This is a genomic window from Arsenicibacter rosenii (assembly GCF_001870735.1).
In the GTDB taxonomy this organism is placed as follows: Bacteria; Bacteroidota; Bacteroidia; order Cytophagales; family Spirosomataceae; genus Arsenicibacter; species Arsenicibacter rosenii.
The window spans coordinates 70895-97130 of the sequence record NZ_MORL01000015.1 but is presented as its reverse complement, the minus strand read 5'-3'; the positions used below and the strand labels follow the sequence as shown (position 1 = coordinate 97130).

Sequence of the window (26236 nt, the reverse complement as noted above, 5' to 3'; positions counted from 1 at the left end):
GGCTTTTGCTTAAGTGGCTTCCCCAAAAATGCCTGCACCATCCGCCGTACCCCACCCCTAAATCTCTTTAAAATACCCCACCGGACAGATATAAGTCGGATTGTATGAGTACATAGAACGCATGCCTTTGCCGCCTTCAATGGGCGTACGGCTCCGGTGTTGCAGGAACGCATTGATTTCAATACGTTTCCAGCCAATAAATGCCCGGTCGTGCTGATTACGAATGTGCCGAACTACCAACGAGTATCGAAGGCCGGTACGGTCCGAGATCTGCTTCATCGCCCGCATCCGGTGCTCGTCGAGCCCGAAACCGGAAATGGTTTTAGCTAAATCCTTCTCCTTCACTTCGATCAGTACAAGCTGCTCCGTGCCGGGCTGTCTGACAATGACATCAATATCGGTCGGTACACCTTTGGTTTTCTGCCTGCCGATCAACACGTCAAAAATGAACCGGTCTACGTAGCGCGCAAACAGTTCTGCGGCAGATAGAAACGCCAGGTGGTGCCGGGCAACCTCAACCAGTTGCTCGCTGACCGGGTGATAAACCGCAGGCTGGTTAGTATCGGTGAACAGATTTAATAAGGCATCTATACCGGTTGGCTCCGCGACAAATGCCCCGTCCCGAAAACGATACACTTGCCAGACAGGTAACGGAAAGTGCCGTCCTGCGACATCCACAACGGCATCATCAGCGAATCTCTCGTTTTCGTAAACAATCAGAAACTGGCAGACGGGTCTAAGGGGCAGAAGCGCCTGATAGATCGGTTGGTAATCGGCTGGCTCCTCTGTGTTGCTGATGCAGGTAAAATAAACAAAATTGTCCAGCGCAGACGATTTTTTCCGGACAGGCACCAGATAACCGCCCTGATAACTGGTAATTTGCCTGTCGCTCAGGTAGCGGCTGAAAAAGGACTCAGACGCAAAGCCGTTCATACGGGTTTTGTATGCATTGTCGTGAATGATGTTCATGCGCAGGGCATCGGAAAGCAGATTAAACAGGTGCATACGGGAGAGGTAAAGGCTTGATGGTTAATCTTAATACGCCGATATTCATCGTCTGTCACGGTCGCCCTGAAAATAAAAGGGTCGCTCTAAACCAGAGCGACCCGAAGAGGGGGCAATGATGCGTATGTAGGATTAAGATGCTTCCTGCGTCAGCATGACAAAAAAGGGGAGCATGACAAAATCTTGAATTACTGTAGAATCTGCTGCTTTATTTCGTTGGCAATGGCTTTGATAACCGGTACCGAAACGCTGTTGCCGAATTGTTTGTAGGCTTGTACATCTGTCACCGGAATAATGAAGCCGTCGGGGTAGCCCTGCAACTTCCGTGCTTCGTCGGGGGTAAGTTTGCGCGGGTTTTTGTGCTCGCCCTGGTCAATCAGAATTTCGCTGCCATCTTTGTAATAGCGTGCCGAAATGGTGCTGGTATAGGGTGCATCGGGCTTGAAGAGTGAAAACCCAAATCCGTTGCCTTTAACGGCATGTTCCTGACGACGGCGCAGGTGACCCTGATAAAGCCGGTCGGAAATGGTATATTTTTCCGGCGGATTCGGGTCAAGAATGTTACCGACGCGCGTTGGTTTGGCCAGTTCCAGATCAGCGGGTTCGTAGATCGGAAACCCTTCTTTGGTCAGGCCAAACGGAAACTGGAAGGTCAGGCCGGTGCTGTTGTCGACGGCCACAATAAAGAGTCGCTCACGGTTTTGCGGCACTCCGAAATATTTGGAGTTAAGCACTACCGTCTTCTGGTTGTAGCCAAGGTCGTCTTCCAGAATTTCCTGAATCCGCCGCAGCGTATTGCCTTTATCGTGTGATTTCAGTCCTTTTACATTTTCCAGAAACAGTACCTTTGGTTTTTTGCCGGTATCCGTTTTATGCTTCACAATCTCGGCCAGCCGGAAAAAAAGGGTTCCCCGTGTATCTTCAAACCCTTTTTTCAGTCCTGCATGCGAAAACGGCTGACAGGGAAAACCGGCGCACATAACGTCAAAATCCGGAATGTCGTCCGGTGCTGCCTGGTTGATGTCCCAGTTAAACCGGTTGCTGTCAAATAATCCGGGGTTGTGTGGCCGGTAATTGGCCTCGTAGGTCATTCGGGCAAACTTATCCCATTCCGACGCAAATACACAGTGCCCGCCAACCGACGACATGGCAATGTGAAAACCGCCGATACCGGCAAACAGGTCAATGAATGTAAACGCGGCCGGGTTGCTTCCGCCATCGTTCGGGATACTCGTACGTGTTGTATTCTCTGCCAGCATTGGTTAAGTCTGCTTTTGCCTGCTTATGTTCGGAAAGGCATTAAAGCGATGGCGGTGCTTGCTGCCGGATCGCGTCTTCCAGCCTGCTGAGGCCTTCTTCCCGCACTTTAGGCTTGAGCTCGCATTCGTACACAATAATTACCTTCCATCCTGACGCGCGTAGTGCGGCCAGGTTACGGTTGTCCCGTTCTTTATTGCCGCTTATTTTGGCTTCCCACCAGTCTGTTTTCGTTTTGGGGAGAATAAAGTACCGGCACCCTTCGTGCCCGTGCCAGAAACAGCCGTGTACAAATATAACGGTTCTGTATCTGGGTAAGACAATGTCGGGCTTGCCGGGCAGGTCTTTGTTGTGAAGCCGGTAGCGGAACCCTCTGGCATGCAGATATTTCCGGACAATCATCTCTGGTTTTGTATCTTTCCCTTTTATTCGGGACATGTTGTAGCTCCGTTGCTGCGGGGTGTGTACGTCTGTCATGGCAGATAGAAATCATAGGCGTTTACATAACTTTTGAGCGGCCGCTACGTCTCAACCAAAGACGCAACTATTCACTAAAACCAGTTCACCTGTATGCATGTTGGTAAATCGTATACATTTCCGGAGTTTGTTGTCTGGACCCGGCGAAATATTTACAGACTGCTCTTCATCAGTACCATTCCGGTGGTGCTGTACCATGTAATTGGACTCACATGGCTGGCTATTCCCTGGACGGTGGTAGCCTTGCTCGGTACGGCAACGGCGTTTCTGATTGGTTTTAAAAACACACAGACCTATAACCGTACGTGGGAGGCGCGTCAGATCTGGGGCGCTATTCTGAACAACAGCCGTGCGTGGGGGACGATGAGCCGTGATTTTGTCGGCCACCCCGGCCATACCCAAACGCTGGTTTACCGGCATTTTGCCTGGCTGACGGCCCTGCGTTACCAAATGCGGGAGCCTAAAGCGTGGGAGAATACCACGAAGGCCCACAATCTGGAGTACGCTCAGTTTTACGTAGTGCCGGAAAAGGAAACGCCGCTGGAAGAGGCCTTGAAAGCATATTTATCGGCCGACGAAACAGCCTATGTCCTACAGACGAAAAACCGGGCCGCGCAGCTCATGAGCCTACAAAGTAAAACGACCCGCCAGCTGTTCGATGAACAGTTAATCGACAGCTATCAGTTTGTGGAAATGCAGCGCATGATTGCGGCCTTTTATGACCAGCAGGGGCGTAGCGAACGCATCAAAAATTTTCCCTATCCCCGTCAGCTGGCCACAATCAATACCTTTTTTGTACGGCTTTTTTGCCTGATGCTGCCGTTCGGGATGCTCAGCGATTTTGAAAAACTGAACAACCAGATTACCGGCCCGCTGCAGGGCTACATGGTATGGCTGGTCATTCCGTTCAGCGCGCTTATTTCGTGGGTCTACACCTCACTCGAACAGGTAGGCGAAAGTACCGAAAACCCGTTTGAGGGTGGCCCTAACGATGTGCCGATTTCTCAGATCAGCCGCACCATCGAAATTGATCTCCGCGAAATGCTGGGCGAAACCGATCTGCCGCCGGCACTCCAGCCAAAAAATAATATTGTTTTATAAACTCACCTCTATACAGTAATCCTATGCTGAAAAAAGAGAAACTGGCGATCATTCACCAGTGGTACCCGAATGCAATGACTACTATCGACAGTGTGAACCGCCTGATCGATTTTGTCGAAGAAGAACTTGAGCTGGAGCCGGGGCAGGTGATGCTGGCCGATAGTGTTTGCAGCGATGATGTCAACAGTATTCAGTATCCGGCAAGGGCCAGCGAGTTTCTGGGCCCTTTTAAAATGGGCGGGCTCGATGGGTTTCCATTTACCGGCCTGACGGGGATGGGCGCTTTTGCCAGCCATGTGCCCGACTGCGGCGCGGTACTGATTTACTATGGCCCGCATATAGGCATTACAAAAAACGGGACCATCGGCGAAATTCACCGCATCGGGCAAAGTAAAAACAGTGGTTGCTGCGGGGCGGCAAAAGGAGCGCTGGCTAAACTTGCCAGCGGGCAGATTGTACCGGGGCATGTGACCGATCTGGACTATCAGATGAATACCCTCGAACAGATTCTGCTGCGTCAGAAAGACCGGATTCTAAGCGCGCCGACACCGTTGTACGAAGCAACAGACGTGATTTACGAGGCCATTGACGAGCGTATCAATGAACTGGTCAGTAAAACAACATACAATTGCCGGTATGTTATCCTGATTGGCGCCATTCTAATTAATAGTGACAGCGATATGGGCTCGTATACGTCGATCAAGCGGTTTGATGTCATTGATCTGGCTAGCCGGGAGCGGCAACAATTAGTGGAGCGCTTCAACTGAGGGAAAACGTATTGCCGCCAGTCTGAAAACTTCCGGGAAATGCTTAGACTGGCGGCAATACGCACTCCGAATAATAAGTCCTTTTCTTTCTTCCGGGCTGAAACTTGACAAGCACGATGCGTTTCTCCATCTTTCTGCGTTTTAAACGCGTAGATCACGCTTCTGTCATGAAACCCTTCCTTGCCGGTTGTTGCCTGCTCCTTTTTTCCTTTTTATTAGCTGATTGTTCGCGGTTGGCGAACCTGAATTCGGTTGCTGTGATTGGCCGTAATTTCGACGACGAAATCCAGCGAACCCAGAACCTGACGTTTTCCTTTAACAAAAACATCGGACCGGAAGGTCATCTCAACGAGTGGGATTCGACCCAATATATTCGCTTCAAACCGGCTGTTCGGGGTAAGTTTAAATGGACCTCGCCGAGCGAACTGGTGTTTTCGCCCTCAACCGCGTTTGACCCTGCCACCGACTACCGCGCCGAACTGACCAATGAGGTACTGGCCCATGCTGCCGATAAAGACCTTGGCGTGTCTGCCGATGAAATGGCGTTTCATACCCCTTACCTGCAACTCGCCGGTACCGAAACCTGGTGGACCCGTTCGCGGGAAACGGGCCAGCCGGTGGCCCGCACAAAGCTGAACTTTAATTATCCGGTTTCGTCGGCCGAGGTATCCTCGAAGCTCCGTATTGCAACGGAGGAAGGGGCACAGACAACTCAGATTACGTCAACCGACAATCAGGCGCAGGTTAGTCTGCTGCTGCCTGAAGCACCTGCCTCTAAACAAGAGGTACCGCTGGCAATCAGGATCGATAAAGGGATTAAAGTACCCAACACGGCCTATCAGAGCCAGGAACCGATTGAAGCAAATGCAGCGTTGCCGTCGCGGTATAAAGTAGACGTGGTCGATGTAGAGACCGGTTATGAAAATAATCGGGGTACCGTGCGGGTAATTACCACCCAGGAATTACAGCCCGGCAACCTGAGCCAGTACTACAGCATTCAGCCGCAGGTCGAAACAACGGTGGAGTTAACCGAAAACGGATTCCTGATCCATGGCGATTTCAACGAAACCGATACCTATGTCCTGACGCTGACTGACCAGATTCGCGGGGTCCTGAATACAAAGCTGGACCAGCCGGTTAACCGTGATCTGTTTTTCGGTAAAATGCCCGCCAGCATTCAGTTTGCCAGCAAAAAGGCCTTGTATCTCTCGTCGAAAGGCGCGCGTAACATTGGCCTGACGGTGGTCAACGTGCCCAACGTGCAGGTTAAGATTGCCAGGGTCTACGAAAACAACATTATCCAGTTTCTGAAAAACGGCCGTTACGAAGAATATGCCGAAAACGGGAGTGGTGAGTGGATGCCATCCGGGGCCTATAACTACAATCAGGATGAACAGGATCAGTATGGCAATGTGCTGGTAGACAAAACGGTCGATACGCAGGACCTGCCGAAAGTCCGTGGGCTCTCCGCCCTGAACGTGGCCGTTCCGGATCAGGTGGTTGGCAACGGACAACAGCCCTTGCGCGGGGTTTATCTGGTATCGGTAAGTTCGAAAGACGAGGCCTATTTGCAGGCAACCCAGCTGGTGTCGGTGTCTGATCTTGGCCTGATTACCCGCCAGACGAAAGACGAGGTACTGGTATGGGCCAACTCCATCCGTACGGCTGAGCCCTTGAAAGACGTGGAGATCACCCTTGTGAGCGCCAATAACCAGACAATGGTTTCCCTGAAAACAGACGGTGAAGGATTTGCCCGCTTCGATAAGGTTACCGAAAAAGCGCCCGGTTTTCAGGTTGGTATGGTAACCGCCCGCACTGCCGACGACTTTAATTTTCTTTATTTGCCCGATACGCAGGTGGAAACATCGCGGTTTGATGTAGAAGGGAAACGAGATAATGCATCGGGATTTGAGGCATTTGTGTATGGCGACCGCGATATTTACCGCCCCGGTGAAACGATTCATGTCAATACCATTGTCCGGACCGAAACCTGGCAATCTGTCGGACAGGTACCGCTGACGGTTAAGCTGCTGCTGCCCAATGGCCGTGAGTACACTACGCTCCGGAAAACCACTAACGAGGCCGGTGCTGTCGCCACGGATATTGCACTCGACCCCGCTGCCGTTACCGGAACCTATACATTTGAGGTACTGAATGCCAACAACGTGCTGCTGACCTCGCAATCGATCAGTGTGGAGGAATTTATTCCCGACCGCATCAAGGTAGATGTTGCCACTGACCGGACGGTGTACCGCACGGGCCAGACCATTACCGCATCGGCTACGGCCATGAACCTGTTCGGGCCACCGGCCGCCGACCGTGCCTATGAAATGGAATTACAGTTGAAACGCAAGGTCTTTGCCCCGAAAGGCTACGGCGAATACACCTTCGATATACCCGATGGCGGTAGCCGGAGCGGCGAAGCGGGTCAACCCTACAAATTTGAGAAAGACCTGCGTCAGGCGCGGACCAATGCCAATGGCCAGGCAACTGAGCGTTTTCAGCTTCCCGCAACCTATCAGGATATGGGCCTGCTGGAAGCCAAACTATTTGTGACGGTATTCGACGAAAACGGGAGGCCGGTAAACCGGCTCCGGAAACTTGATGTGCTGACGCAGGATATCTTCTACGGCATCCGGCTGGCGGACCATTACGTGACCACCAACGCGCCGCTGGCCATTGGGTTGGTGGGTGTAAATAAAGATGGACAGCTGCGGCCCGGCGCGGTAGCGGCGGTAGACATTGTCCGCTACGAATACCAGACCGTGATCGAGAAGAATGGTGAAGGCGAAAACGCGCAGTTGAAATACATTACCAAACGGCGGGAAAAGCAGGTGTACTCAAATACGGTGACCATGAAAGGCGGCAAGGCTGATTTCTCGTATGTGCCTACGGTATCGGGAGAATATGAGGTCCGTGTGCGTCGTCAGGGAGCCATGGGTTACACCGCCACGAGTTTTTACGCCTACGGTTATGGGAGTACGGTGGCGTCATCGTTCGAGGTCAGCCAGGAGGGGCAGGTGTTGATGGAGTTTGATAAGCCGGTGTATGAAACCGGAGATAAAGCCAACGTCTTGTTCAAAGCACCCTTCAACGGTAAGCTGTTAGTGACGGTTGAGCGGAATAAAGTATTTGAACAACATTGGCTGACCACCGAAAACAAGTCGGCCGAATGGAGTTTCTCCGTCGGAGAGGGGCATTTGCCGAATGTCTACATAACGGCTACCCTGATCCGGCCAATGGATGAAACCAACCTGCCGCTGACGGTGGCGCACGGTTTTGCGCCGGTGTTGGTGCAGGACGGCGATACAAAACTGCCGGTTGAGGTCGTTGCGGCGACAAGCTCCCGTTCTAAAACAAAGCAGACGATCCGTATTAAAACAAAGGCTAATTCGCAGGTGACGGTTGCGGTCGTTGATGAAGGGATTTTGCAGCTGAAAAACTTTAAAACCCCCGATCCACACGGCTTTTTCTACCAGAAGCGGGCGCTCGAAGTCGGTAGCCATGATTTGTATGCCCTGCTCTTCCCTGAACTATCGCTTGCTTCCCGCTCAAGCTCGGGCGGTGACGGCTACGACCTCGAACGGCGGGTGAATCCGCTCAGCAACGGACGGGTCCGGCTGGTGGCGCTCTGGAGCGGTATTCTGGAAACAGGCTTTGACGGAGAGGCTGAATTTACCGTTGACATTCCACAGTTTTCGGGGGATTTACGGGTAATGGCCGTGGCCTACAAGGAGGGTGCTTTTGGCTCGGCTACCCATAACATGAAAGTGGCCGATCCGATAGTGATCAGTAGCGGCGTGCCCCGTTTCCTGAGTCCCGGAGACGAGCTGCAACTGCCCGTAAACCTGAGTAATACCACCAATAAGCCGGCCGTTGTACAGGCAAAGCTAGGCGTAAGCGGCCCATTGATGGTCGTAAGCGATAGTAGCGTGCGGGCCGTTCAGAAGCTGACGATTCCGGCGGGCCGGGAGGTAAGGGCGGTATTCCGCGTCCGGGCGCAGCAGGCCACGGGAGCCGGGGCTATTTCAGTCGCTGTGTCTGGTTTTGGCAATGAAGTGTTCAGCGAAAAAACAGACGTTACGGTTCGTCCGGCGGCATCGCTTCAGAAAATCACGCAGGCCGGTATGGTTGCGGGTGGCAAAAGCCTCGCTATCGGTCAGGCCACGAATAACTTTTTGCCCGGCACCAGCCGTACTACCCTGACGGTGAGCCGGTCGCCGGTGATGCAGTACGGCCGCGAGCTGGCTTATTTGCTGGGCTATCCGCATGGTTGCCTGGAACAGACGATTTCAAAAGCTTTCCCGCAGATTTACTTTGCTGACCTGACGAGGACCATGGGTGCCAACGGCGTATATTTTGTCCGGAGCGGTGGCGAGTCAGACCTGAATCCGGCTACCAATGTGCGGCAGGCAATTCAGAAAATTGAAGCCCGGCAGGTGTACAACGGTGGTTTTGCCATGTGGCCAGGCCAGACTCAGTCAGAAGACTGGGCGTCGGCTTATGCCGTGCATTTCCTGACAGAAGCCGGTCAGGCCGGTTATGAGGTGCGGAGTGCCGTACTGAGCAAAGCCATTGATTTCCTGACGGCTAAAAGCAGTACGCCGGCGATGGAAGACATGGTGTCATACGACGAAAGCGGTACGCGGACCGTCCGTCAGGTTGCGGGCCGGACGAATATTTACAGCCTGTATGTGCTGGCCAATGCTGGTAAACCCAACCGCGCGGCTATGAATTATTACAAGCAGAATGTCAATACGCTGACGACCGACAGCCGGTATGTGTTGGCCGCTGCGTTTTTCCGGACCGGTGATGTGCGGAGCTACAATGCTCTGTTGCCAAAGCGGTTTATTGGCAACAGCACCGAGCGTGAAACCGGCGGCAGCTATGCCTCCCCGCTGCGTAATCTGGCATTGGTCCTGCAAACGCTGGTCGATGCGGATCCGGATAACATCCAGATTCCGGCGCTGGCGCGGCAGCTGTCCGGTGCGTTGCGGCAGGCTGGCGATCTGAATACGCAGGAGGCCGCCTATGCGTTTCTGGCCTTGGGTAAGCTGGCCCGCCAGAACGCTAATAGTACCGCAACCGCAACCATTATGTCTGGTAAACAGGTGGCAGGCAACTTCACCGGCGCTGATTTATTCCTGAAACGGGTAGGGCAACCGCTGGTACTTACAGCTAAAGGAACAGGCAATGTATATTATTTCTGGCAGAGTGAGGGTGTGCCGGCAACGGGCGGTATTGCCGACGAAGACAATGGGTTGCAGGTGCGCCGTACGTTCCTGAGCCGCGATGGTCAGCCACTGAGCCGTTTCCGGCAAAATGATCTGATCGTCGTAAAAATTACAGTAAACAGTACTGATGGCTTGCCGGTAAAGAATGTAGTGATAACCGATTTGCTGCCGGCCGGGTTTGAAATTGAGAATCCCCGGATTACCGAACCGCGTGATATGGACTGGCTGCAGAAACCAGCAGTTCCTGATTATTTTGATGTGCGCGATGACCGGATAAATTTCTATACCGACGCAACCGGTAAGCAGCAGGACTTCTATTATATGGTACGGGCTGTTTCGAAAGGTAAGTTTGTTTTGGGCCCTGTTTCGGCCGATGCGATGTACAATGCAGCCTATCGCAGTTATTCGGGTAGTGGCAGTGTAATCGTAGAATAGTACAAAAAAGAACCGTTCGGATGTCAGCCTGGGAAGTTGCCCGTTTACGTTTAGGCAGCGGCATCCGAACGGTTCGATACGAAAGTCGGGGGAAGGTACGATATCTCCTTGTAAGCCCGACTGATAAAAGCAGGATAAACCTGCACGCCAATCAATTGCGGTTCACTGACTCAGCTGATGAAAGGAACTGAGTTTCGGTGGCGGGAACCGTGGCGGGGGCTGCCAGTGCAACGACCCCATTTTCGCCGACAACCCGAAGTTGTACGTTAGCAACACCTTTCTGAACGATGCCTAACGCTTTAGCAGCTGCATAAGTCATATCAATTATGCGGCCTTTAGAGAATGGCCCTCTGTCGTTAATACGAACAATGACAGAGCGTTGATTGTCAAGATTTTTAACCTCGACCATCGTGTTGAACGGCAGGTTCCGGTGAGCGGCTTCAAAAGCCAGACTATTCACCTTTTCTCCTCCTGCGGTTCTGCGGCCATGGAACTTTTTAGAGTAAAACGACGCCTTACCCTTCTGTATGAGGCCCGATTGAGCCTCCGTCGGTTTGATGGTGCTAAACAGCAGCATCAGTGACATGATTATGCTCATACAGCGTACGGTTAAGTTTAACAAGCAAAGAGGGGTATGTCTCTATCGCTGACACATACCCCTCTCCCTAAAAAGTGCAACTTCCACAAAACAAAGTTACGAAAAAAAACGTTAAGGCCCAAATGTCTGTCTGTCAGCCGTCCACTCAAAAATCTGCCGCCTGCTAAAGAGTCTGTATACTGATCTTAAAATTTATTTAATAATATTCTTTTGTTCCTGATACTATTGCACTTAATTTGGCGTTTAGAGCAACTCTAAACCTCACTGTAATTGTGGAAGAACGAGAGAAGGAAAAAATCTACTCTAAGCGGGTACGGGCCGGGAAACGAACATATTTCTTTGACGTTAAGTCGACCCGTGCGAATGATTATTACCTGACTATTACTGAAAGTCGCCGCCACCCGCAGGGCGATGGGTTTACCTACGAGAAGCATAAAATGTTCATTTATAAGGAGGACTTCGATAAATTTATCGAGGCGCTGCGGGGAACCGTAGATCACATAAAAAATGAACTCATGCCCGATGTTGACTTCTCTCAGTTTAACCAGCGGGAAGAATTTGACGACTTCAACAGCGATCTGAAGTGGGATTAACCTGTGTCGGACGATAAACCGGCGGTTGTTTTACGATTTTTCTTACGTATTAGATTATTTCTTTCCACTGAAATGCAGATCGTAAGCAATAATTGACCGTTGTCGCCTGTAAATCATTACTACCCTTAGCCTGGACTCATCGTCGCAGGCTTTTTTGTTGTACTTTTGCGGAAATTTTAATGAGTGAATGAGCGATTGAATGATTGAGCGGCAGCCTTACGATAAGTGAGTGGCAAGCCGGAAACAGTCACTCAATCACTCAATCGCTCATTCACAAATCATATGGGACTTCAATGTGGAATTGTGGGCTTGCCAAACGTGGGTAAGTCAACACTGTTTAATGCAATCTCGAGCGGTAAGGCTGAGGCCGCAAACTATCCGTTCTGTACCATAGACCCGAACGTAGGGGTCGTAACCGTGCCGGATGAGCGGCTGGATACGCTGGAAACACTGGTTAAACCTCAGAAAGTAGTACCGACAATCATTGAGTTTGTCGATATCGCCGGTCTGGTTAAAGGCGCGAGCCAGGGACAGGGTCTGGGTAATAAATTCCTGGCCAATATCCGCGAGGTTGATGCCATCGTACACGTGATCCGGTGCTTCGAAGACGACAATATCGTGCACGTGGAAGGTCGTGTCAATCCGATTTTTGACAAAGACATCATTGACACCGAATTGCAGCTGAAAGATCTTGAGTCGGTTGATAAAAAACTGCAACGGATTGAAAAAGCAGCCCGTGTAAGCGGCGATGCCAAAGCAAAGGCGGAACTGGAGGTTTTACTGCGGTATAAAAATGCGCTGGAAGATGGTAAAAACGCCCGTCTGGTCGACGCAACGGAAGAAGAAAAACGGGCGGCTGTCGGTGATCTGCACCTCCTGACAATCAAGCCGGTTATTTATGTGGCTAACGTAGACGAAGGTTCTCTGCCAAACGGGAATAAATATTCGGATCAACTGCGGGAAGCTGTAAAAGCCGAAGGTGCTGACGTACTGGTGATTTGCGCCAATATCGAGTCGCAGATTTCGGAAATGTCGGAGCCGGAAGAACAGCAGATGTTCCTGGAAGAATATGGTTTGACCGAATCGGGCCTTAGCCAGCTGATTAAGGCGTCGTATAGCCTGTTGAACCTGATTACCTACTTCACCGCCGGCGTAAAGGAAGTACGCGCCTGGACGATTCAGCGCGGCTGGAAAGCACCTCAGGCAGCCGGTGTTATTCATACCGACTTTGAGCGGGGCTTTATTCGGGCTGAGGTAATTAAACTGCCGGACTACGTACAGTATAAATCTGAAGCCGCTATCAAGGACGCCGGTAAAATGTCAGTTGAAGGCAAGGAATATGTCGTTCAGGACGGCGATATCATGCACTTCCGGTTTAACGTGTAGACGGATTAACTCATTCATAAAAAAAGGCGGACATTTGATGTCCGCCTTTTTTATGGGCATCTATTTCCGCTTATTCACGCCGAGCCGCTTGTAGGCAATCAGCTGATCGGCGCGGGCAGCGGGCGGGCGGTGATAGACCAGAACTTCGTAATCGTTTTCGGTGCCCGAATAGCTACCTTCAATCAGAAGCTCATCAGCCGTAGGTCGTGGACTGTTGCGTTTGACAACGTAATCATAGTTATAAACACCTTGTTTCAGCCAGATGGATGCCCGGTACGAACGAATCGCCGGATCATAGGTCATGCGGTTGGCGTCGGTCAGTTGCCAGAAATTGAACGCGCCGTTGACATACGGCTCGCCATCGGGCAATTCGTTGATATTAAGCGTAAAAACGGTTTCAATGTAATCAGCACTGACTCCCGGATTGCCGGATTCGCGGTGATCGATTACGAACAGCCCGTTGAAGTCGTCGGCCTGAATATAGGCGCCCTGTATACGTGGCTGATCCGGCGAGATAAACGCAATCGTGCGGTCGGGCTGGTACTGTACGCGGTCGACATAGTTACCGCGGGAAAGTACCGTACGGGTGTCAAAAAAACGGAACTCATTACCGCCCGGTATGGTATTGCTGAGGTCAAACAGATTATAATCAATCTGCTGCTCAAACACGCGGACGTTGTTGGGCTTCAGCCCCGTAATGACCTTATCGTCGCGGTAATTCTGACGGATAACAACCTTGAAATCGTCCTGTGGTGATACTACCTGATAATTGCGGTAGTCGATGCTCATATCAATCTGCTGGTCCTGAAACTGCCGCTGCGGACTGGTTGAGAAACGGATACCGGCCGTTACGTTCACTTTGTTGGCATACGTCATAAACCGGCGTGTAAAGAGAATTTTACGCGGGTTCCGCTCATCAAAAACAACCAGAATGTAGTTGCCCGGTAACTTTACACGTGGAACAGTAAACCGATAATGATAATATAAGACTTTGGTATTCAGGGAAGTCTGGTATTCGCTGATCGGATAATCGTTGTATTCATACGTAAATTCAATGTCGTTCAGGGCTGATTTCTGCCAGTCGGCGTTGCAGTGAATAAACTTTGCCCGGAACATCCGGTAACTGCCCGTCAGATCGTCAAATTCGAGTTGCAGCTGCTGCCCGTTCATGGCGTCTTCGCTGGTCAGCACTATGGGTGGGTTCAAGGTTTTACCGGGGCTGTCGGGGGTGGAGCCAATCAGCGGGTACAGCAAAACCGTATGGATTTTGGGGTCAAGGATCTGGTCTGTTGTCGGAATTGTCTGCGCGGTTGCCTGCATGGTTAACAACCACGAAAGAGCAATCCAGATACGGTGGAAGGCGTTGGGCATACAAAAAGTGGTTATGTGCTGCTGAATATGACCTTCTGGGGTCTCAAAAAAAAGAAGAACTCACGGAAGGTTAACAGAAAACGATCCTGAGTTCTTCTTTCGTCAGTCAGACAAAAATATAGGTAATTGGCCGGATGCAGAAACAAACTTAGTAGGCCAGGTAAGGATCGCCTTTATCGGTTGTATCCGTTTCGTCGTTGAGCCGGTCGATTTCCTCTTCGCTCAGGGCTTCATTGGTCGGAAGCTTGTCATAATCGACATCGTTCGAGACATTGTCAAACGCATGCTGAGCGGTTGCCGTATCGGTATACAAAACGGAGTCGGTCGCCTCTTCCGAGGCCGGATTCCATTCATCGGTACTGTCGCTGTTCAGGCCGAGGCCGGCGTAGATGGCGCTCTCTTCCGGATCACCGGCTGCGTCTTTGGCCAGGTTTTCCTGGCTGGCGTTGTTGCGTGGCGAAAGGCCTTCGAGCGGTCCGCCGGTCTGCTGGTCAACGGGTTGTTGGTCGGCGTTGTTGGTATTTTCCATAACGTTCTGAAGTGATTTTACGAACTGCATTTGACGAGCTATATCCGGCAATGGGTTGCTGATCAGACACCGTCAGACGCAGGCTTGTTCATACAGAACCGGAAACTACTGGGCAAGGTTTATTTCCAGACCACAACCTTCTGAATCAGCGGCGGTTTTCCGTCGGATAAGAGCCGGATAAGATACGTGCCATCGCCCAGAGCGCCGAGGTCCAGTAGGGTTTCGTTATGGGCTCTGACAGACAGTCCCTGCATCAGTTGCTGCCCGCTGAGCGAAATAACTTCGGCGATCCCGTCGCGGGGTGGGCGGATCGTGACGTAGCGCTCGGTCGGGTTGGGATAGGCCCATGGCAGCACAGGCTCACCGTTGTCTGTACCGGTAATGACTACTTTTTCGGACGTATTTTTCAGGTACCGGAGCCCGCCGCCTGCTGTCCCGATCATCAGGTCGGGGAGCTGATCGCCATCCAGATCGCCGGTGGCCAGCATCAGGTCATGACCAGGTGTTCCCAGGGCGGCCAGTGTATCCAGCAGCACCAACGACTGATTGGGCTGATCCGGAAAACGATATAGCTTCATCTTTCCCCATTGATCCCCCGAAACAAGTTCCGGCCGCTGATCGCCGTTGAGATCAACAATAGCCAGTGACGGGCCGCCGGCAAGCGTGTTAACCTTTGAGCCGCCATACTCTTCGGTCTGGAGCTGGAAAGCAGGGCTTGAGGCCGTGCCGGTATTACGGTAGTAGGCAATGTTGCCGATAGATCGGCCAACGAGCATATCGGGCAATCCGTCCTTGTCAACGTCGGCAAACGCCGGAATGTCGCCCGGCCCCAGCAGGTTAGGTGTTGGAATCAGTCTGACGCTGGCCAGCGTATATTTAGCAGCCGCTCTGGCACCTGATTGGTTAAAAAAGGTACGGATTTCAATACCGCGTGCGGAGTTGCTGAACACAATCAGATCTAGCCCCCCGTTGCCATCCAGGTCAGCAAAGCGCGGCATCAGGTCGGTCAGAACAGTGGAACTTCCCAACCCGAGATAATCACTGGAAACCAGATCAAAGTAAGCTTCCTGGGCCGTGCCTTTGTTTTCGAAATAAAACAGGCTTCCACGAAAACCCTGGTTAGTCAGCATACCGCCGTTACCAACCAGCAGGTCAAGGTCGCCGTCACCGTCCAGATCGGCCAGGGCCGGAGCTGCCCGTTCGCCGAGGTCCAGCATATCCTTTTGCAGGAAATCTTTCTGTACTAACTGAAAGTCAGGTTTTTGGTTGGTGCCGACATTGCGATAAAACCAGTTCGACGACTGAAAGTTGATCAGATTGCCTTCATTGCTGAGTACGTTTGGGGTGGCCAGTAAATCTTTTTTGCCGTCGCCGTCGACATCTTCCCAGAAAACCGCCGGAAAGTTCTGGAAGTTGATCGGATCTTTGGCCGGGAAGTTAGCCTCGAAGGACGTGAATTTGGCTTCGGCCGTATTCGGGCCTCCATTTTTGACGAGGGCAATATTCTGGCAGCTGACAAAGCCCGCCAGCAGGTCTTTGGTGCCGTCGCCGTTGGTATCGAACAGCGTAATGGTGTTGCCGGTATGGGCGGGCGTGGCCGGGCGTGCAGCGCCGGTAACGGCTATGCGACCGCCGAGACTGCAATCAACGCCAAACACAAAATCATTGCAGTATTCTTTCTGAAAACCACCCCAGCAACTGCCGATCCGTTTGAAGGTCAGACCCGAAACGCCCTGTTGTTCGCGGCTGAGGTTTTGCTGTAGCGTAAGCAGGTTGCCCGAAGCATCGAAGGTCAGAATGTCGATGTCGCCGTCGTCGTCGAGGTCAACGATGGCCGGAATGTCTGACGAGGCTACGTACAGGTTCTGGCGGCCACCTAAGCCCTCTGTAATCAGCGGGTTGGCGGCCACCTGCCAGCTTACCTTGCCACCCACCGACGTATTGCGTAATACCTGAATGCCAAATGTGCTTTGGGCAAAAAGATCTTTTTTGCCGTCGCCGTCATAATCAACCAGCAGCATCCAGTTCTGGATGGCCGGAAAGGCGGTTTCGTACGACGGATCATATTGCCAGCCCTTATCGGTCCATAGAAACGTGCTGATTTTCCGGTTACTGCGGTCATACACCACCAGATCGTCGAACGTATCATTGTTGAGTTTCATGGTCGAAAACTGGCAGGCGTTCATGCCACCTACCCATGGATTGGGTAAGGTCCGGCCATTTACTGTCAGCGCAGGTTTCAGATCATACCGGAAAGAGAGCGATTGTGCGTAGTTAAGCAACGGAAAAGCAACCAGCAGGGCTGCAATATAGTTTTTCATGTATTTTTGGGCATCTATGGGCAGAGCGGGTGTACCTGTCTGTAGCTGCGCGGGTAAATGACCATGCGCCAAACCTGTACATTAAGCTAACAACGAACAAGACTCTGTTCTTATGACATCAACGGCTCAACTATACCATAAATTTTTGGAGTGCACGAGTGTTTCGACCGATACCCGGAAGATTTTGCCGGCATGTTTGTTTGTTGCCCTGAAAGGCCCTGCTTTCGACGGAAATCAGTTTGCGGCGGATGCTCTGGCGAAAGGGGCGCGCTATGCCGTGGTAGACGATCCCGCCGTGGCGGCTTCTGATCAGCGCTGTCTGCTGGTTGACGATGGGCTGACAGCCTTGCAGGACCTGGCGCGGTATCATCGGCGGACACTCACTATCCCGGTAGTGGCTATGACAGGCTCAAACGGCAAAACAACCACTAAAGAACTGATTGCTGCCGTGTTGTCGAAGCGCTATAAAACCTACGCTACCCTTGGCAACTTCAATAACCACATTGGCGTACCGCTGACGCTGCTCTCCATTCGGGGCGACGGCGATGACCGGTACGAAATGGCTGTGATTGAAATGGGCGCGAACCATCAGCAGGAAATTGCGTTGCTCTGTTCGATTGCCGAGCCGACCCACGGCATGATTACCAACATCGGGAAAGCACACCTCGAAGGCTTTGGCGGCGTTGAGGGCGTCCGGAAAGGCAAGGGGGAGCTGTTTGACTGGCTGGCCAAATCGGGCGGAACGGTGTTTGTGAATGCGCAGGATGCCACGATTATGGCCATGAAAGAAGAGCGGTCGTTTAAGGAAGTCGTGACGTATTTAACCGACGGCCCGACTCTGCTTGACGAAACGCCGGTGGTGGTATATCGGGATGCCGCCGGTCATGAAGTCAAAACCCATCTGCCCGGCCGGTATAATTTTGATAACATGGCCGCGGCCCTGGCAATAGGCGCTTATTTCGGCGTAACGAGCGAAGAAGCCAACCGCGCCGTGGCCGATTATAACCCGACCAACAACCGGTCGCAGGTAGTGCACAAAGGGTCGAACACGATTTTGCTGGATGCCTATAATGCCAACCCAAGTTCGATGGCCGCTGCGATCCGGCAGTTCATGAACCTGCCGGCAGAAAGGAAAGCGGTAATTCTGGGCGATATGTACGAACTGGGGCCCGAAAGTGAAGCGGAACACGCGGCTCTGGGCGAGCTGGTCGCTACCGGTAAGTTTGATCTGGTCATTCTGGCCGGAAAAGACATGAAATACGCGTTGCCAGCACTGCCTAAGGCGTATTTTTTTCCGGACAAGTTCTCGCTGCACAACTGGATTATGGACTATCCCTTTGAGAATACACATATCCTCATTAAAGGCTCCCGCGGTATGGGGCTGGAGACCGTCGTGCCGTTTATTTAATCTGACCCTGACAACATGAAACTCAACACAACCCGTTACATTACCCAACTGTTCCTGTTTTTATTTCCCCTGTGCGTTTTTGCCCAGAATAAGTTTGAATCCGACATCAACGCCTTTGAGGAAAAAGACAAAACTACGCCGCCGCCTGTTCATCCGATTGTATTTACCGGCAGTTCGTCGATCCGGTACTGGGAAAGCCTTGCTGCCGATTTTCCGGATAAACCGGTTCTAAACCGTGGTTTTGGCGGATCAGGGCTGGCTGATGCCCGTTACTTCGCCGACCGTATCATTATCAGATACCAGCCGAAACAGGTGGTCTTGTATTCGGGTGAGAACGATGTTGCCGCCGGTAAGTCGGCGCAGTATGTCTATGACCAGTTTGTGGATCTGTTTCAGTACGTCCGCAAGGCGTTGCCGAAAGTGTCGTTTGTCTACATTGCTATGAAACCAAGCCCGTCGCGCCGGAAGTACTGGCCTGTTGTTCAGGAAGCTAACGCAATGATTAAAGGCTACCTGAAAAAGCAGAAGCGAACAAAATACGTAGACACTTATACCCCGATGCTCTATGCCAACGGACAGCCACACGGGGAGTACTACAAGGGAGATAGCCTGCACATGCTGCCAAACGGCTATGCACTCTGGACCAAACTGGTAAAACCGGCGTTGAAATAGACAGTTTATGTCCGGATCTCTGGCATAATTTGTGATTTACCGGCTTAGCATACCGGCGAACGAGGAAGCGGTTTAGGTATTCTGCCGGGACTTCTATAATTTTGTATTTTACTAAGAAACAAGCCAGTTTGCCGCACTGGCAAACAACCATAAACGTAAACTGACAAACCATGTCAACGCAAACATCTGCCTACGTCCCCTACAAAGTTAAGGACATCGCCCTCGCTGAATGGGGCCGCAAGGAAATCCGGCTGGCAGAAGCCGAAATGCCAGGTTTAATGGCACTTCGTCAGGAATTTGGCCCGTCGAAACCACTGGCTGGTGCCCGGATCGCAGGCTGTCTGCACATGACCATTCAAACGGCTGTTCTGATTGAAACGCTGGTTGAACTGGGTGCCGACGTAACCTGGTCTTCATGTAATATCTTCTCCACACAAGACCACGCGGCAGCAGCGATTGCGGCAGCGGGTATCCCTGTTTATGCCTGGAAAGGAATGAACGAGGAAGAATTTAACTGGTGTATTGAACAAACCCTGTTTTTCGGAGAAGACCGTCAGCCACTGAACATGATTCTGGATGATGGTGGTGACCTGACCAACATGGTATTTGATGTTTATCCGGAACTGATTCCGAACATCAAAGGCCTGTCAGAAGAGACAACAACAGGTGTTCACCGGTTGTATGAGCGGATGAAGAACGGTACGCTGCACCTGCCTGCTATCAACGTAAACGACTCGGTTACCAAGTCGAAGTTTGATAACAAATATGGTTGCCGCGAATCACTGGTTGACGCCATCCGTCGTGCCACTGACCTGATGCTGGCTGGTAAAGTAGCCGTTGTGGCTGGTTATGGTGACGTAGGCAAAGGCTCGGCCGAATCGCTGCGTGGTGCCGGTTGCCGCGTACTGGTTACTGAAATCGACCCGATCTGCGCCCTGCAGGCAGCTATGGACGGTTATGAAGTGGTGCCGATGGACGAAGCCGTTAGTCGTGCCAACATCTTCGTAACAGCTACCGGTAACATCGGTATCATCAAAGATCGTCACTTCAAAAATATGCGTGACAAAGCTGTTGTTTGTAACATCGGCCACTTCGACAACGAAATCGATATGGCATGGTTGAACGAAAACTACGGCCATACAAAATCGGCCATCAAACCACAGGTAGATATGTATGAGGTTGACGGCAAGGAAATCATCGTACTGGCTGAAGGCCGTCTGGTGAACCTGGGTTGTGCAATGGGCCACCCGTCGTTCGTTATGTCTTGCTCATTCTCGAACCAGACACTGGCTCAGCTTGAACTGTGGCAGAATGCCGCCAAGTACGAAAACAAAGTATACGTACTGCCGAAGAAACTGGACGAAAAAGTAGCCGCCCTTCACCTGGCACACGTAGGGGCTAAGCTTGACTCGCTCGACTCAGAGCAGGCTGCTTACATTGGTGTAACAACCGAAGGTCCTTTCAAATCAGAAATGTACCGCTACTAGTCGGTCAGACAGATAACACGCGAGCGCGCAGTGCCGGTAACGGGGCTGCGCGCTCGCGTGTTTAATAGGCCCTGATGGTCAGCTGTGCGGTATCGTCTTCGCCTTTATCAAACCCGTTGTTTGGTGTAGAATTCGGGTCGCCGGGAGAGGCTGCCGTAATCTGACCAATAAAAAGGTAGTTGGTACTGATTGCCGGTACGGCTGTAATGACCAGCCGGACGGAGCTGTTCGGCGGGAGCGTAGTGATGGTTGTTGTTGCCTGTTGCCCGTTGATTGAAAAGGTTTCGCTGTAATAGGCATAGAGCGACGAGGGCAGCTGGCAGACCACCTGGATATTTGAGGCAGTCGCGCCGCCCAGGTTCGTAACCACAACGCTGATCGCGACCGGCTGAAAAGTACGGCTCACCAGAGCCGCTGAAATAAGGTCCAGCCGGAGATTAGCACTGTTGTTATCAATGGCCGGCTGGTTGCTGATAACCGTCGGGGTCGGATCAACGTTGGCCGAAGGCGTGAGCGAATAGACCGTGGTGCCGCCGTCTATAGTCCGGAAATCCAGCCAAACCATGTCGTCTTGCCCGTCGAAAAAGCTGGTATTAGGCTGTGAATCCGGATCGAGCTGGTCGGCTTTAATAATCTCGGCAGCTATGCGGTAAAGGCCCGCTGCTGCCGGATAGGCCGTGAAGGTAAGGGCGGCCTGCTGTCCGGCACCGATCTGATTGATGGTGCCCAGCAAAACGCCTTTTCGGTAGGTTAGCTGCGGGCTGCTGACAAAGGCGACATTGGCGGGCAACTGACACCGTAACCGGATGTTTGTGGCCGCATTGGCCCCTTTGTTAGTAACAAGGAGCGTAAAGATAACCGGGCTGCCAATCGCTGCCAGGCGGTGGCTGGTCCGGCCATCTAACCGTAAATTGGTAACCGTAATGGTTTTGGGTAGCAGTGGCGTGGCGGCGTTGAAAAAATCGTTGGTCAGCTGAACGTTCCAGGCATTAGCCAGATCAATCAGACCTTGCCCTGAGAAGTGAACGCCATCGGTCCGGGGTATCTGAACGTAATCGGTAATGGGCCCGAAAAAGACCCGGTCGGTCGTTTGAATCACCCGCGTCTGGGCATTCGTAACCGGTTCATACAGGCCGGAGGGATAAAATGTTGCTGTCCAGTTATCAACAGAGGCGCGGGCTACCATCCATGGAATCGCCACATTACCGGCATCAGTCCGGCTTTGGGCAATAACAAATTTAAGGTCCGCTTCGTAGTTCGGGGATTTGGCTGGTGTACCCTGTAAATTGGCTGGTGTCGGAATGGTATCATAGGCTTCAGCCTCTCCCTGGTGCCAGAGAACAGCGCGTAGCCCTGTCAGCGGCACATAATCCTGAAGCACGCGTTTCAGGTTGGCATACGGCATTTTAGGCATAAAATATTCACCCCAGGCGGTTGCCGTGCTGTCTGTAACGATACTTTCCCGCCAGTTTCTGACGGCGGTACCCGACCAGGCTGCATTATAAAACAAGACCGGCACATTGAGTCGCTGCGTCAGTAAATCGCCTAGTCGGCCCCAGCACCAGCTCGTCAGGCCACGGGGCGAAATGGTCATGTCTTTGGTAATCTGGCTGAATGTCGGTGGCAGCGGTAACCGGATAGTATCCGAAAAATTGAAGTGGGTAGCCGCACTGACCCGGTCGTCGGTGGCTGCAACGGTTTCGCGGTTGGGTAATACGCCCTGTCCGTTTGATTGGCCGGCGATGGCAAACACCTCACCGACGCCGATGGGACTCACGCGTGTGCTGCCGGTAACCTGCTCGTTGCTGATGGCTCTGACATCCAGATGGTACCAGCCGCCCGAAAGCGTAATCTGGCCGGAAAACTGTCCGTTTTGCGGTTGGCTGTCGAGCGTAACGAAACCGTTGGTTGAGGAGCCATACCCGGCCGCTGTGGCCGTCAGCATGACTTCTATCCGCTGCGTATTGGCCGGACACAGGCCCGTTATCGTAATCGGCGACTGATTGGCATTGTTACGCTGAAACACAATGCGGGAGACGGGAAACGTAACCTGTACCTGCGCAGATGCAGCGTATGAACAGATTAACGCGACGGCTAAAGCGCTGAAAAATAGCCTTCCCGGTAGTGTAGAGGTAAGGATCATAGCTGGCATAATGTATAGAAACAGTTATGGTACTACATCTGTTAATATACACTATGACGCAGGAAATTGTTGCAGGGATACCTGATTTCAGATAAAAATCATATTTCGCGGAGCAGGGTTTGGAACGTATAGATGTTTCCTATGTAACGGCGCTGCATCTGCGGGTGTAATTTCGGGGCGTAAATGGTCTCGTAAGCATCGTATGTTGCCTGATCGGGGAATATAAGCTGAATGGTATACGTGCAGCCTCCGTTATCGATCTCGGTCAGTAATTCGAGCAGTTGGTGCCGGGTAGGCAGGCCGGTCGCCATGATGTCGGGAAGGTGTTCGGTGCGTACCCAGTGTAACCAATCAGGGGCTACGTTTTTACTGATATTTACGGTGACGTTGTAGAGAAGCATAAAGTTCGGTTTATTTGCTGTACAAACTACAAAGATACTATGTACTCAGGACTCCTACATGCCCACTCGGGACTTCGCTGGCTGGCCCTTATTCTGTTGCTGGCAGCCGTATTTGTTTCCATGCAAAAGCGTTCGGGACAGGCGGGTTATACCGATGGCGACCGTAAACTTTATCTGTTTACGCTGATTTCGGTACACACTCAGCTACTGATCGGGCTGGTTTTGTTCTTCATCAGCCCTAAGGTTGATTTCGGTATGATGAGCGATAAGCTCTATCGCTTCTACACGGCCGAACACTCGCTGGGTATGCTGATTGCCATTGCGCTCATTACGGTTGGTTACTCAAAACATAAGCGCCAGACCAACAGCGCGGCGAAGCACAAGGCCGTATTTACTTTTTATGCCATCGGTCTGCTGGTTATTCTGGCTTCTATTCCGTGGCCGTTCCGGATTCCGGGCGCAGGCTGGTTCTGATCCGGTCAGGCGAAACATAAATCGGGGGATCTGAAGAATACCATGCCGGTATTCTTCAGATCCCCCGATTTGATTTTATCTTATCAGCACCGGATTATACGGCGAAGCTTTCGCCGCAACCGCAGGTACGGGTAGCGTTCGGGTTTTTAAACTGAAACCCTTTGCCATTTAAACCGTCCGAAAAGTCGAGCTCCGTACCGGCCAGATACAGCAGACTTTTACGGTCAACAAAGATTTTGATGCCTTTGTCTTCGACAATGTGATCTGTCGGTTGCTGAGCGGTATCAAACTGCAAGTCATACATCAGGCCTGAGCAACCGCCCCCTTCTACTGCCACCCGAATCGCGTAATTGTCGGTTAACCCTTCTTTCTGGCGCAACTCAACGATTTTTTCTTTTGCTTTATCTGATACCGATACCATTGTTGACAGAAATCTATAGCTGGTTATGAGAAATGTCTTTTGCTAATTTAATAACTTATCGCCGTTTTGAAAAGTTCGGTTCCCGGGCCGGACTCTTTTTATCTTTCAAAAGCATTTATTGATCTCATGCTGACAAACGTCGAACATCTGGGTATTGCGGTAAAGGATCTGGCCGCATCGAATGACCTTTTTACGAAGCTGCTGGGAGTACCTCCCTACAAATCCGAAGCCGTTGAATCGGAAGGTGTTACTACCTCTTTTTTTAAAATCAATCAGACCAAAATAGAGTTGCTCGAAGCAACCCGCCCCGAGAGTGCCATTGCTAAATTTATCGACAAAAAGGGCGAAGGAATTCACCATGTGGCCTTTGAGGTCGACGATATACTGGCGGAAATGGAACGTCTGAAAGGCGAAGGCTTTACGTTGCTCAACGAAACCCCGAAACAAGGAGCTGATAACAAACTGGTTTGTTTTCTCCATCCGAAAGGGACAAACGGGGTTTTGATCGAGCTTTGCCAGGAACGGATATAAAAAAGGCCGCTTATTCCAATAAGTTGCCTTGCCGGAGGGGGGCAAATAGCCTAAACCAGGTTGTTTTTAAAGGCGTAGGCTACCATGCCGGCCGTATTTTTAGTACCTGTTTTTTCCAGAATCCGCAGCCGGTGTCCTTCAACCGTGCGCGGGCTCAAAAAGAGCTTCTCACTGATTTCTGCCGTCGACAGACCTTCGCAGATCAGCTTGAGTACTTCTTTTTCACGCTCTGAGAGTAAGACCTTGCTATTGTAAAACGTCGATGGCTGCTTAACAACCGTAGTCCGGTTGGTCATTTTCCGGAGCATGGCCTTCGACACAAACTCATTAAGATAAACCCCTTCGTCGATTACTTTGCGAATGGCCAGTTCTACCTCGTCGGGCTCAGCATCTTTGAGCAGATAGCCGCTGACGCCTTTCTCCAGCAGGTGCAGTACCATGCGGTCTTCGTCGTGCATGGTCAGCACAATAATTTTGATGAGCGGATAATGCTCACGCAGCCAATCGGCGGTTGCCGTGCCGTCGAGAACGGGCATCTGCAGATCGAGCAGGACAACATCGGGCGTTTTGCGGGGTACTTTGTCAATTAATTCCTGACCGTTTGAGGCCTCCAGGAGCAACTCAAAATCAGCAACCTGACTTAGAATGGTAGCCATGCCTACCCGAAATAAATTATGGTCGTCGCACAGGGCTAGTTTTATCTTACGCATGGTCGAAATCGCATTAGGTCAAAAGCGGAACAAGTTTAGCATTTTCGAGCGGAACTTGCACATAAATATGTGATCCGCGGCCAGGCGCTACATCAAACGTCACGTGTCCGTCGACCACACTCAGCCGGCTTTCGATGTTCCGGATACCCAGTCCGCGCTGCTTATTCTGAAGCACTTCATCCAGATCGAAACCGCGGCCATCGTCGAATACATTAAGCCGGATTTCTTTCTGAGCCGGAAACAACTGAATCACGATGCTGCCTGCTCCCGAATGTTTAATGGCATTGCTGACCAGTTCCTGTACGATACGGTAAATCATAATTTCGACGGCAGACGTCAGGGGGGGCAGGGTTTCGGGCCGTTCGAGCCGTACATCAACCAGATCATTGCTGGCATTACTAACAAGCTCTTCAAGGGAGGCCAGCAGGCCGAACCGTTCAAGGGTAGTCGGAACCAGATCGCGGCTGATCCGGCGAACGTTTTTCAGGGTATCATCCAGCAACTGACGCGTTTTACGGGCCTGGTGCGACGGCGGTGTCTCGGGCGTCAGCTGGCGTTCGAGCTGATTCAGGGTCAGTTTGGCCACCGACAGCATGGTCCCGATGTCGTCGTGCAGATCCTGGGCCAACCGGCGGCGCTCGGCCTCCTGCCCGTGAAAGGTTGCCGCCATTAGTTCCTGGCGGTGGCGTTCCTGCATTTCTTTCAGCGCCAACCGTTGCTGTGACTGCTTATGCTGGTAATAGGCCACGAAGATGATGATAAAAATCGCCATCATCAGCAAAACTGCCGTACCAATTGCAATGACTAGGCCCGCACTCATTTCAGCATAAAATTTTCAGGTTGGCGTATCCGGACAGAACTGTGTTATTGTCAGTTAGAAAGGCAGAATCAGTTAAATATGCAGAAGTTGAGACG

At 51.7% G+C, this 26236-nt stretch carries 22 protein-coding genes; 10 read left to right on the top strand and 12 right to left on the bottom strand.

Annotated features, from left to right (window positions below; all coding sequences use genetic code 11):
- Positions 1 to 57: 57 nt before the first annotated feature.
- The 3 genes from BLX24_RS21570 to BLX24_RS21560 all read right to left on the bottom strand — a co-directional run bounded on the left by BLX24_RS21570 (position 58) and on the right by BLX24_RS21560 (position 2739).
- On the bottom strand, positions 58 to 1005 hold the full coding sequence (locus tag BLX24_RS21570; protein WP_071505273.1) for a hypothetical protein: 948 nt from the start codon (positions 1003 to 1005) through the stop codon (positions 58 to 60).
- Between the two features lie 188 nt (positions 1006 to 1193).
- Positions 1194 to 2264: a DNA (cytosine-5-)-methyltransferase gene (gene dcm, locus BLX24_RS21565; protein ID WP_083422103.1), complete on the bottom strand. Its 1071-nt coding sequence runs from the start codon at positions 2262 to 2264 to the stop codon at positions 1194 to 1196.
- Positions 2265 to 2304: 40 nt separating this feature from the next.
- Positions 2305 to 2739: a very short patch repair endonuclease gene (locus BLX24_RS21560; protein WP_071505272.1), complete on the bottom strand. Its 435-nt coding sequence runs from the start codon at positions 2737 to 2739 to the stop codon at positions 2305 to 2307.
- A 93-nt stretch (positions 2740 to 2832) separates the two neighbouring features.
- On the opposite strand from BLX24_RS21560, the gene BLX24_RS21555 reads away from it, so the two are divergent.
- The 3 genes from BLX24_RS21555 to BLX24_RS21545 all read left to right on the top strand — a co-directional run bounded on the left by BLX24_RS21555 (position 2833) and on the right by BLX24_RS21545 (position 10276).
- A complete protein-coding gene (locus tag BLX24_RS21555; protein ID WP_071505271.1) occupies positions 2833 to 3840 on the top strand; it encodes a bestrophin family protein in 1008 nt (335 codons plus the stop codon).
- A 23-nt stretch (positions 3841 to 3863) separates the two neighbouring features.
- Complete coding sequence (locus BLX24_RS21550; RefSeq protein ID WP_071505270.1) at positions 3864 to 4607, top strand: LCIB family protein; 744 nt, start codon at positions 3864 to 3866, stop codon at positions 4605 to 4607.
- A 167-nt stretch (positions 4608 to 4774) separates the two neighbouring features.
- On the top strand, positions 4775 to 10276 hold the full coding sequence (locus BLX24_RS21545) for an alpha-2-macroglobulin family protein (RefSeq protein WP_071505269.1): 5502 nt from the start codon (positions 4775 to 4777) through the stop codon (positions 10274 to 10276).
- 151 nt (positions 10277 to 10427) lie between these two features.
- Here BLX24_RS21545 and BLX24_RS21540 read toward each other — a convergent pair whose 3' ends face one another.
- Positions 10428 to 10874 carry a septal ring lytic transglycosylase RlpA family protein gene (locus tag BLX24_RS21540; protein ID WP_071505268.1) on the bottom strand — a complete coding sequence of 149 codons (447 nt, stop codon included), beginning with the start codon at positions 10872 to 10874 and terminating at the stop codon, positions 10428 to 10430.
- 272 nt (positions 10875 to 11146) lie between these two features.
- Between BLX24_RS21540 and BLX24_RS21535 the strand changes: the two genes are divergently transcribed.
- Entirely contained in the window at positions 11147 to 11467 is a 321-nt protein-coding gene (locus BLX24_RS21535) for a DUF3276 family protein (RefSeq protein WP_071505267.1), read from the top strand.
- A 282-nt stretch (positions 11468 to 11749) separates the two neighbouring features.
- A complete protein-coding gene (gene ychF / locus BLX24_RS21530) occupies positions 11750 to 12853 on the top strand; it encodes a redox-regulated ATPase YchF (protein ID WP_071505266.1) in 1104 nt (367 codons plus the stop codon).
- A 60-nt stretch (positions 12854 to 12913) separates the two neighbouring features.
- Here the strand turns inward: ychF and BLX24_RS21525 are convergent, their stop codons facing one another.
- The 3 genes from BLX24_RS21525 to BLX24_RS21515 form a co-directional block, all read right to left on the bottom strand.
- The gene (locus BLX24_RS21525) at positions 12914 to 14224 is read right to left on the bottom strand and encodes a type IX secretion system plug protein (protein WP_071505265.1); all 1311 of its coding nucleotides are present in this window, start codon (positions 14222 to 14224) and stop codon (positions 12914 to 12916) included.
- A gap of 148 nt (positions 14225 to 14372) precedes the next feature.
- Positions 14373 to 14753, bottom strand: coding sequence for a hypothetical protein (locus BLX24_RS21520; RefSeq protein WP_071505302.1), 381 nt, complete (start codon positions 14751 to 14753; stop codon positions 14373 to 14375).
- A 119-nt stretch (positions 14754 to 14872) separates the two neighbouring features.
- Positions 14873 to 17074: a T9SS type A sorting domain-containing protein gene (locus BLX24_RS21515; RefSeq protein ID WP_071505264.1), complete on the bottom strand. Its 2202-nt coding sequence runs from the start codon at positions 17072 to 17074 to the stop codon at positions 14873 to 14875.
- A gap of 112 nt (positions 17075 to 17186) precedes the next feature.
- Here BLX24_RS21515 and BLX24_RS21510 point away from each other — a divergent pair, with 112 nt between their 5' ends.
- The 3 genes from BLX24_RS21510 to ahcY all read left to right on the top strand — a co-directional run bounded on the left by BLX24_RS21510 (position 17187) and on the right by ahcY (position 20641).
- The gene (locus BLX24_RS21510) at positions 17187 to 18482 is read left to right on the top strand and encodes a UDP-N-acetylmuramoyl-tripeptide--D-alanyl-D-alanine ligase (protein WP_071505263.1); all 1296 of its coding nucleotides are present in this window, start codon (positions 17187 to 17189) and stop codon (positions 18480 to 18482) included.
- Positions 18483 to 18497: 15 nt separating this feature from the next.
- Complete coding sequence (locus tag BLX24_RS21505) at positions 18498 to 19154, top strand: GDSL-type esterase/lipase family protein (protein ID WP_071505262.1); 657 nt, start codon at positions 18498 to 18500, stop codon at positions 19152 to 19154.
- 170 nt (positions 19155 to 19324) lie between these two features.
- Positions 19325 to 20641: an adenosylhomocysteinase gene (ahcY, locus tag BLX24_RS21500; RefSeq protein ID WP_071505261.1), complete on the top strand. Its 1317-nt coding sequence runs from the start codon at positions 19325 to 19327 to the stop codon at positions 20639 to 20641.
- 61 nt (positions 20642 to 20702) lie between these two features.
- On the opposite strand, the gene BLX24_RS21495 is transcribed toward ahcY, so the two are convergent.
- Together BLX24_RS21495 and BLX24_RS21490 are read right to left on the bottom strand one after the other, a co-directional pair.
- The gene (locus BLX24_RS21495; protein WP_083422102.1) at positions 20703 to 22793 is read right to left on the bottom strand and encodes a sialate O-acetylesterase; all 2091 of its coding nucleotides are present in this window, start codon (positions 22791 to 22793) and stop codon (positions 20703 to 20705) included.
- Positions 22794 to 22882: 89 nt separating this feature from the next.
- Positions 22883 to 23185: a DUF4286 family protein gene (locus BLX24_RS21490; RefSeq protein WP_071505259.1), complete on the bottom strand. Its 303-nt coding sequence runs from the start codon at positions 23183 to 23185 to the stop codon at positions 22883 to 22885.
- Positions 23186 to 23224: 39 nt separating this feature from the next.
- Here BLX24_RS21490 and BLX24_RS21485 point away from each other — a divergent pair, with 39 nt between their 5' ends.
- Positions 23225 to 23659 (top strand): cytochrome B, encoded by a 435-nt coding sequence (locus BLX24_RS21485; RefSeq protein ID WP_071505258.1) that lies wholly within the window; start codon positions 23225 to 23227, stop codon positions 23657 to 23659.
- A 94-nt stretch (positions 23660 to 23753) separates the two neighbouring features.
- Here BLX24_RS21485 and BLX24_RS21480 read toward each other — a convergent pair whose 3' ends face one another.
- The gene (locus tag BLX24_RS21480) at positions 23754 to 24080 is read right to left on the bottom strand and encodes a HesB/IscA family protein (RefSeq protein WP_071505257.1); all 327 of its coding nucleotides are present in this window, start codon (positions 24078 to 24080) and stop codon (positions 23754 to 23756) included.
- Positions 24081 to 24206: 126 nt separating this feature from the next.
- On the opposite strand from BLX24_RS21480, the gene mce reads away from it, so the two are divergent.
- Positions 24207 to 24611: a methylmalonyl-CoA epimerase gene (gene mce / locus BLX24_RS21475; RefSeq protein ID WP_071505301.1), complete on the top strand. Its 405-nt coding sequence runs from the start codon at positions 24207 to 24209 to the stop codon at positions 24609 to 24611.
- Positions 24612 to 24661: 50 nt separating this feature from the next.
- Here mce and BLX24_RS21470 read toward each other — a convergent pair whose 3' ends face one another.
- Complete coding sequence (locus tag BLX24_RS21470; RefSeq protein ID WP_071505256.1) at positions 24662 to 25321, bottom strand: response regulator transcription factor; 660 nt, start codon at positions 25319 to 25321, stop codon at positions 24662 to 24664.
- A gap of 13 nt (positions 25322 to 25334) precedes the next feature.
- Positions 25335 to 26141, bottom strand: a complete 807-nt coding sequence (locus tag BLX24_RS21465) for a sensor histidine kinase (protein ID WP_071505255.1) — start codon at positions 26139 to 26141, stop codon at positions 25335 to 25337.
- Positions 26142 to 26236 lie beyond the last annotated feature (95 nt).

Coding starts and splice junctions, on each gene's coding strand:
- BLX24_RS21570 (WP_071505273.1), bottom strand. CDS start 1,005: ATGCACCTGTTTAATCTGCTTTCCGATGCCCTGCGCATGAACATCATT.
- dcm (WP_083422103.1), bottom strand. CDS start 2,264: ATGCTGGCAGAGAATACAACACGTACGAGTATCCCGAACGATGGCGGA.
- BLX24_RS21560 (WP_071505272.1), bottom strand. CDS start 2,739: ATGACAGACGTACACACCCCGCAGCAACGGAGCTACAACATGTCCCGA.
- BLX24_RS21555 (WP_071505271.1), top strand. CDS start 2,833: ATGCATGTTGGTAAATCGTATACATTTCCGGAGTTTGTTGTCTGGACC.
- BLX24_RS21550 (WP_071505270.1), top strand. CDS start 3,864: ATGCTGAAAAAAGAGAAACTGGCGATCATTCACCAGTGGTACCCGAAT.
- BLX24_RS21545 (WP_071505269.1), top strand. CDS start 4,775: ATGAAACCCTTCCTTGCCGGTTGTTGCCTGCTCCTTTTTTCCTTTTTA.
- BLX24_RS21540 (WP_071505268.1), bottom strand. CDS start 10,874: ATGAGCATAATCATGTCACTGATGCTGCTGTTTAGCACCATCAAACCG.
- ychF (WP_071505266.1), top strand. CDS start 11,750: ATGGGACTTCAATGTGGAATTGTGGGCTTGCCAAACGTGGGTAAGTCA.
- BLX24_RS21525 (WP_071505265.1), bottom strand. CDS start 14,224: ATGCCCAACGCCTTCCACCGTATCTGGATTGCTCTTTCGTGGTTGTTA.
- BLX24_RS21520 (WP_071505302.1), bottom strand. CDS start 14,753: ATGGAAAATACCAACAACGCCGACCAACAACCCGTTGACCAGCAGACC.
- BLX24_RS21515 (WP_071505264.1), bottom strand. CDS start 17,074: ATGAAAAACTATATTGCAGCCCTGCTGGTTGCTTTTCCGTTGCTTAAC.
- BLX24_RS21510 (WP_071505263.1), top strand. CDS start 17,187: ATGACATCAACGGCTCAACTATACCATAAATTTTTGGAGTGCACGAGT.
- BLX24_RS21505 (WP_071505262.1), top strand. CDS start 18,498: ATGAAACTCAACACAACCCGTTACATTACCCAACTGTTCCTGTTTTTA.
- ahcY (WP_071505261.1), top strand. CDS start 19,325: ATGTCAACGCAAACATCTGCCTACGTCCCCTACAAAGTTAAGGACATC.
- BLX24_RS21495 (WP_083422102.1), bottom strand. CDS start 22,793: ATGCCAGCTATGATCCTTACCTCTACACTACCGGGAAGGCTATTTTTC.
- BLX24_RS21490 (WP_071505259.1), bottom strand. CDS start 23,185: ATGCTTCTCTACAACGTCACCGTAAATATCAGTAAAAACGTAGCCCCT.
- BLX24_RS21485 (WP_071505258.1), top strand. CDS start 23,225: ATGTACTCAGGACTCCTACATGCCCACTCGGGACTTCGCTGGCTGGCC.
- BLX24_RS21480 (WP_071505257.1), bottom strand. CDS start 24,080: ATGGTATCGGTATCAGATAAAGCAAAAGAAAAAATCGTTGAGTTGCGC.
- mce (WP_071505301.1), top strand. CDS start 24,207: ATGCTGACAAACGTCGAACATCTGGGTATTGCGGTAAAGGATCTGGCC.
- BLX24_RS21470 (WP_071505256.1), bottom strand. CDS start 25,321: ATGCGTAAGATAAAACTAGCCCTGTGCGACGACCATAATTTATTTCGG.
- BLX24_RS21465 (WP_071505255.1), bottom strand. CDS start 26,141: ATGAGTGCGGGCCTAGTCATTGCAATTGGTACGGCAGTTTTGCTGATG.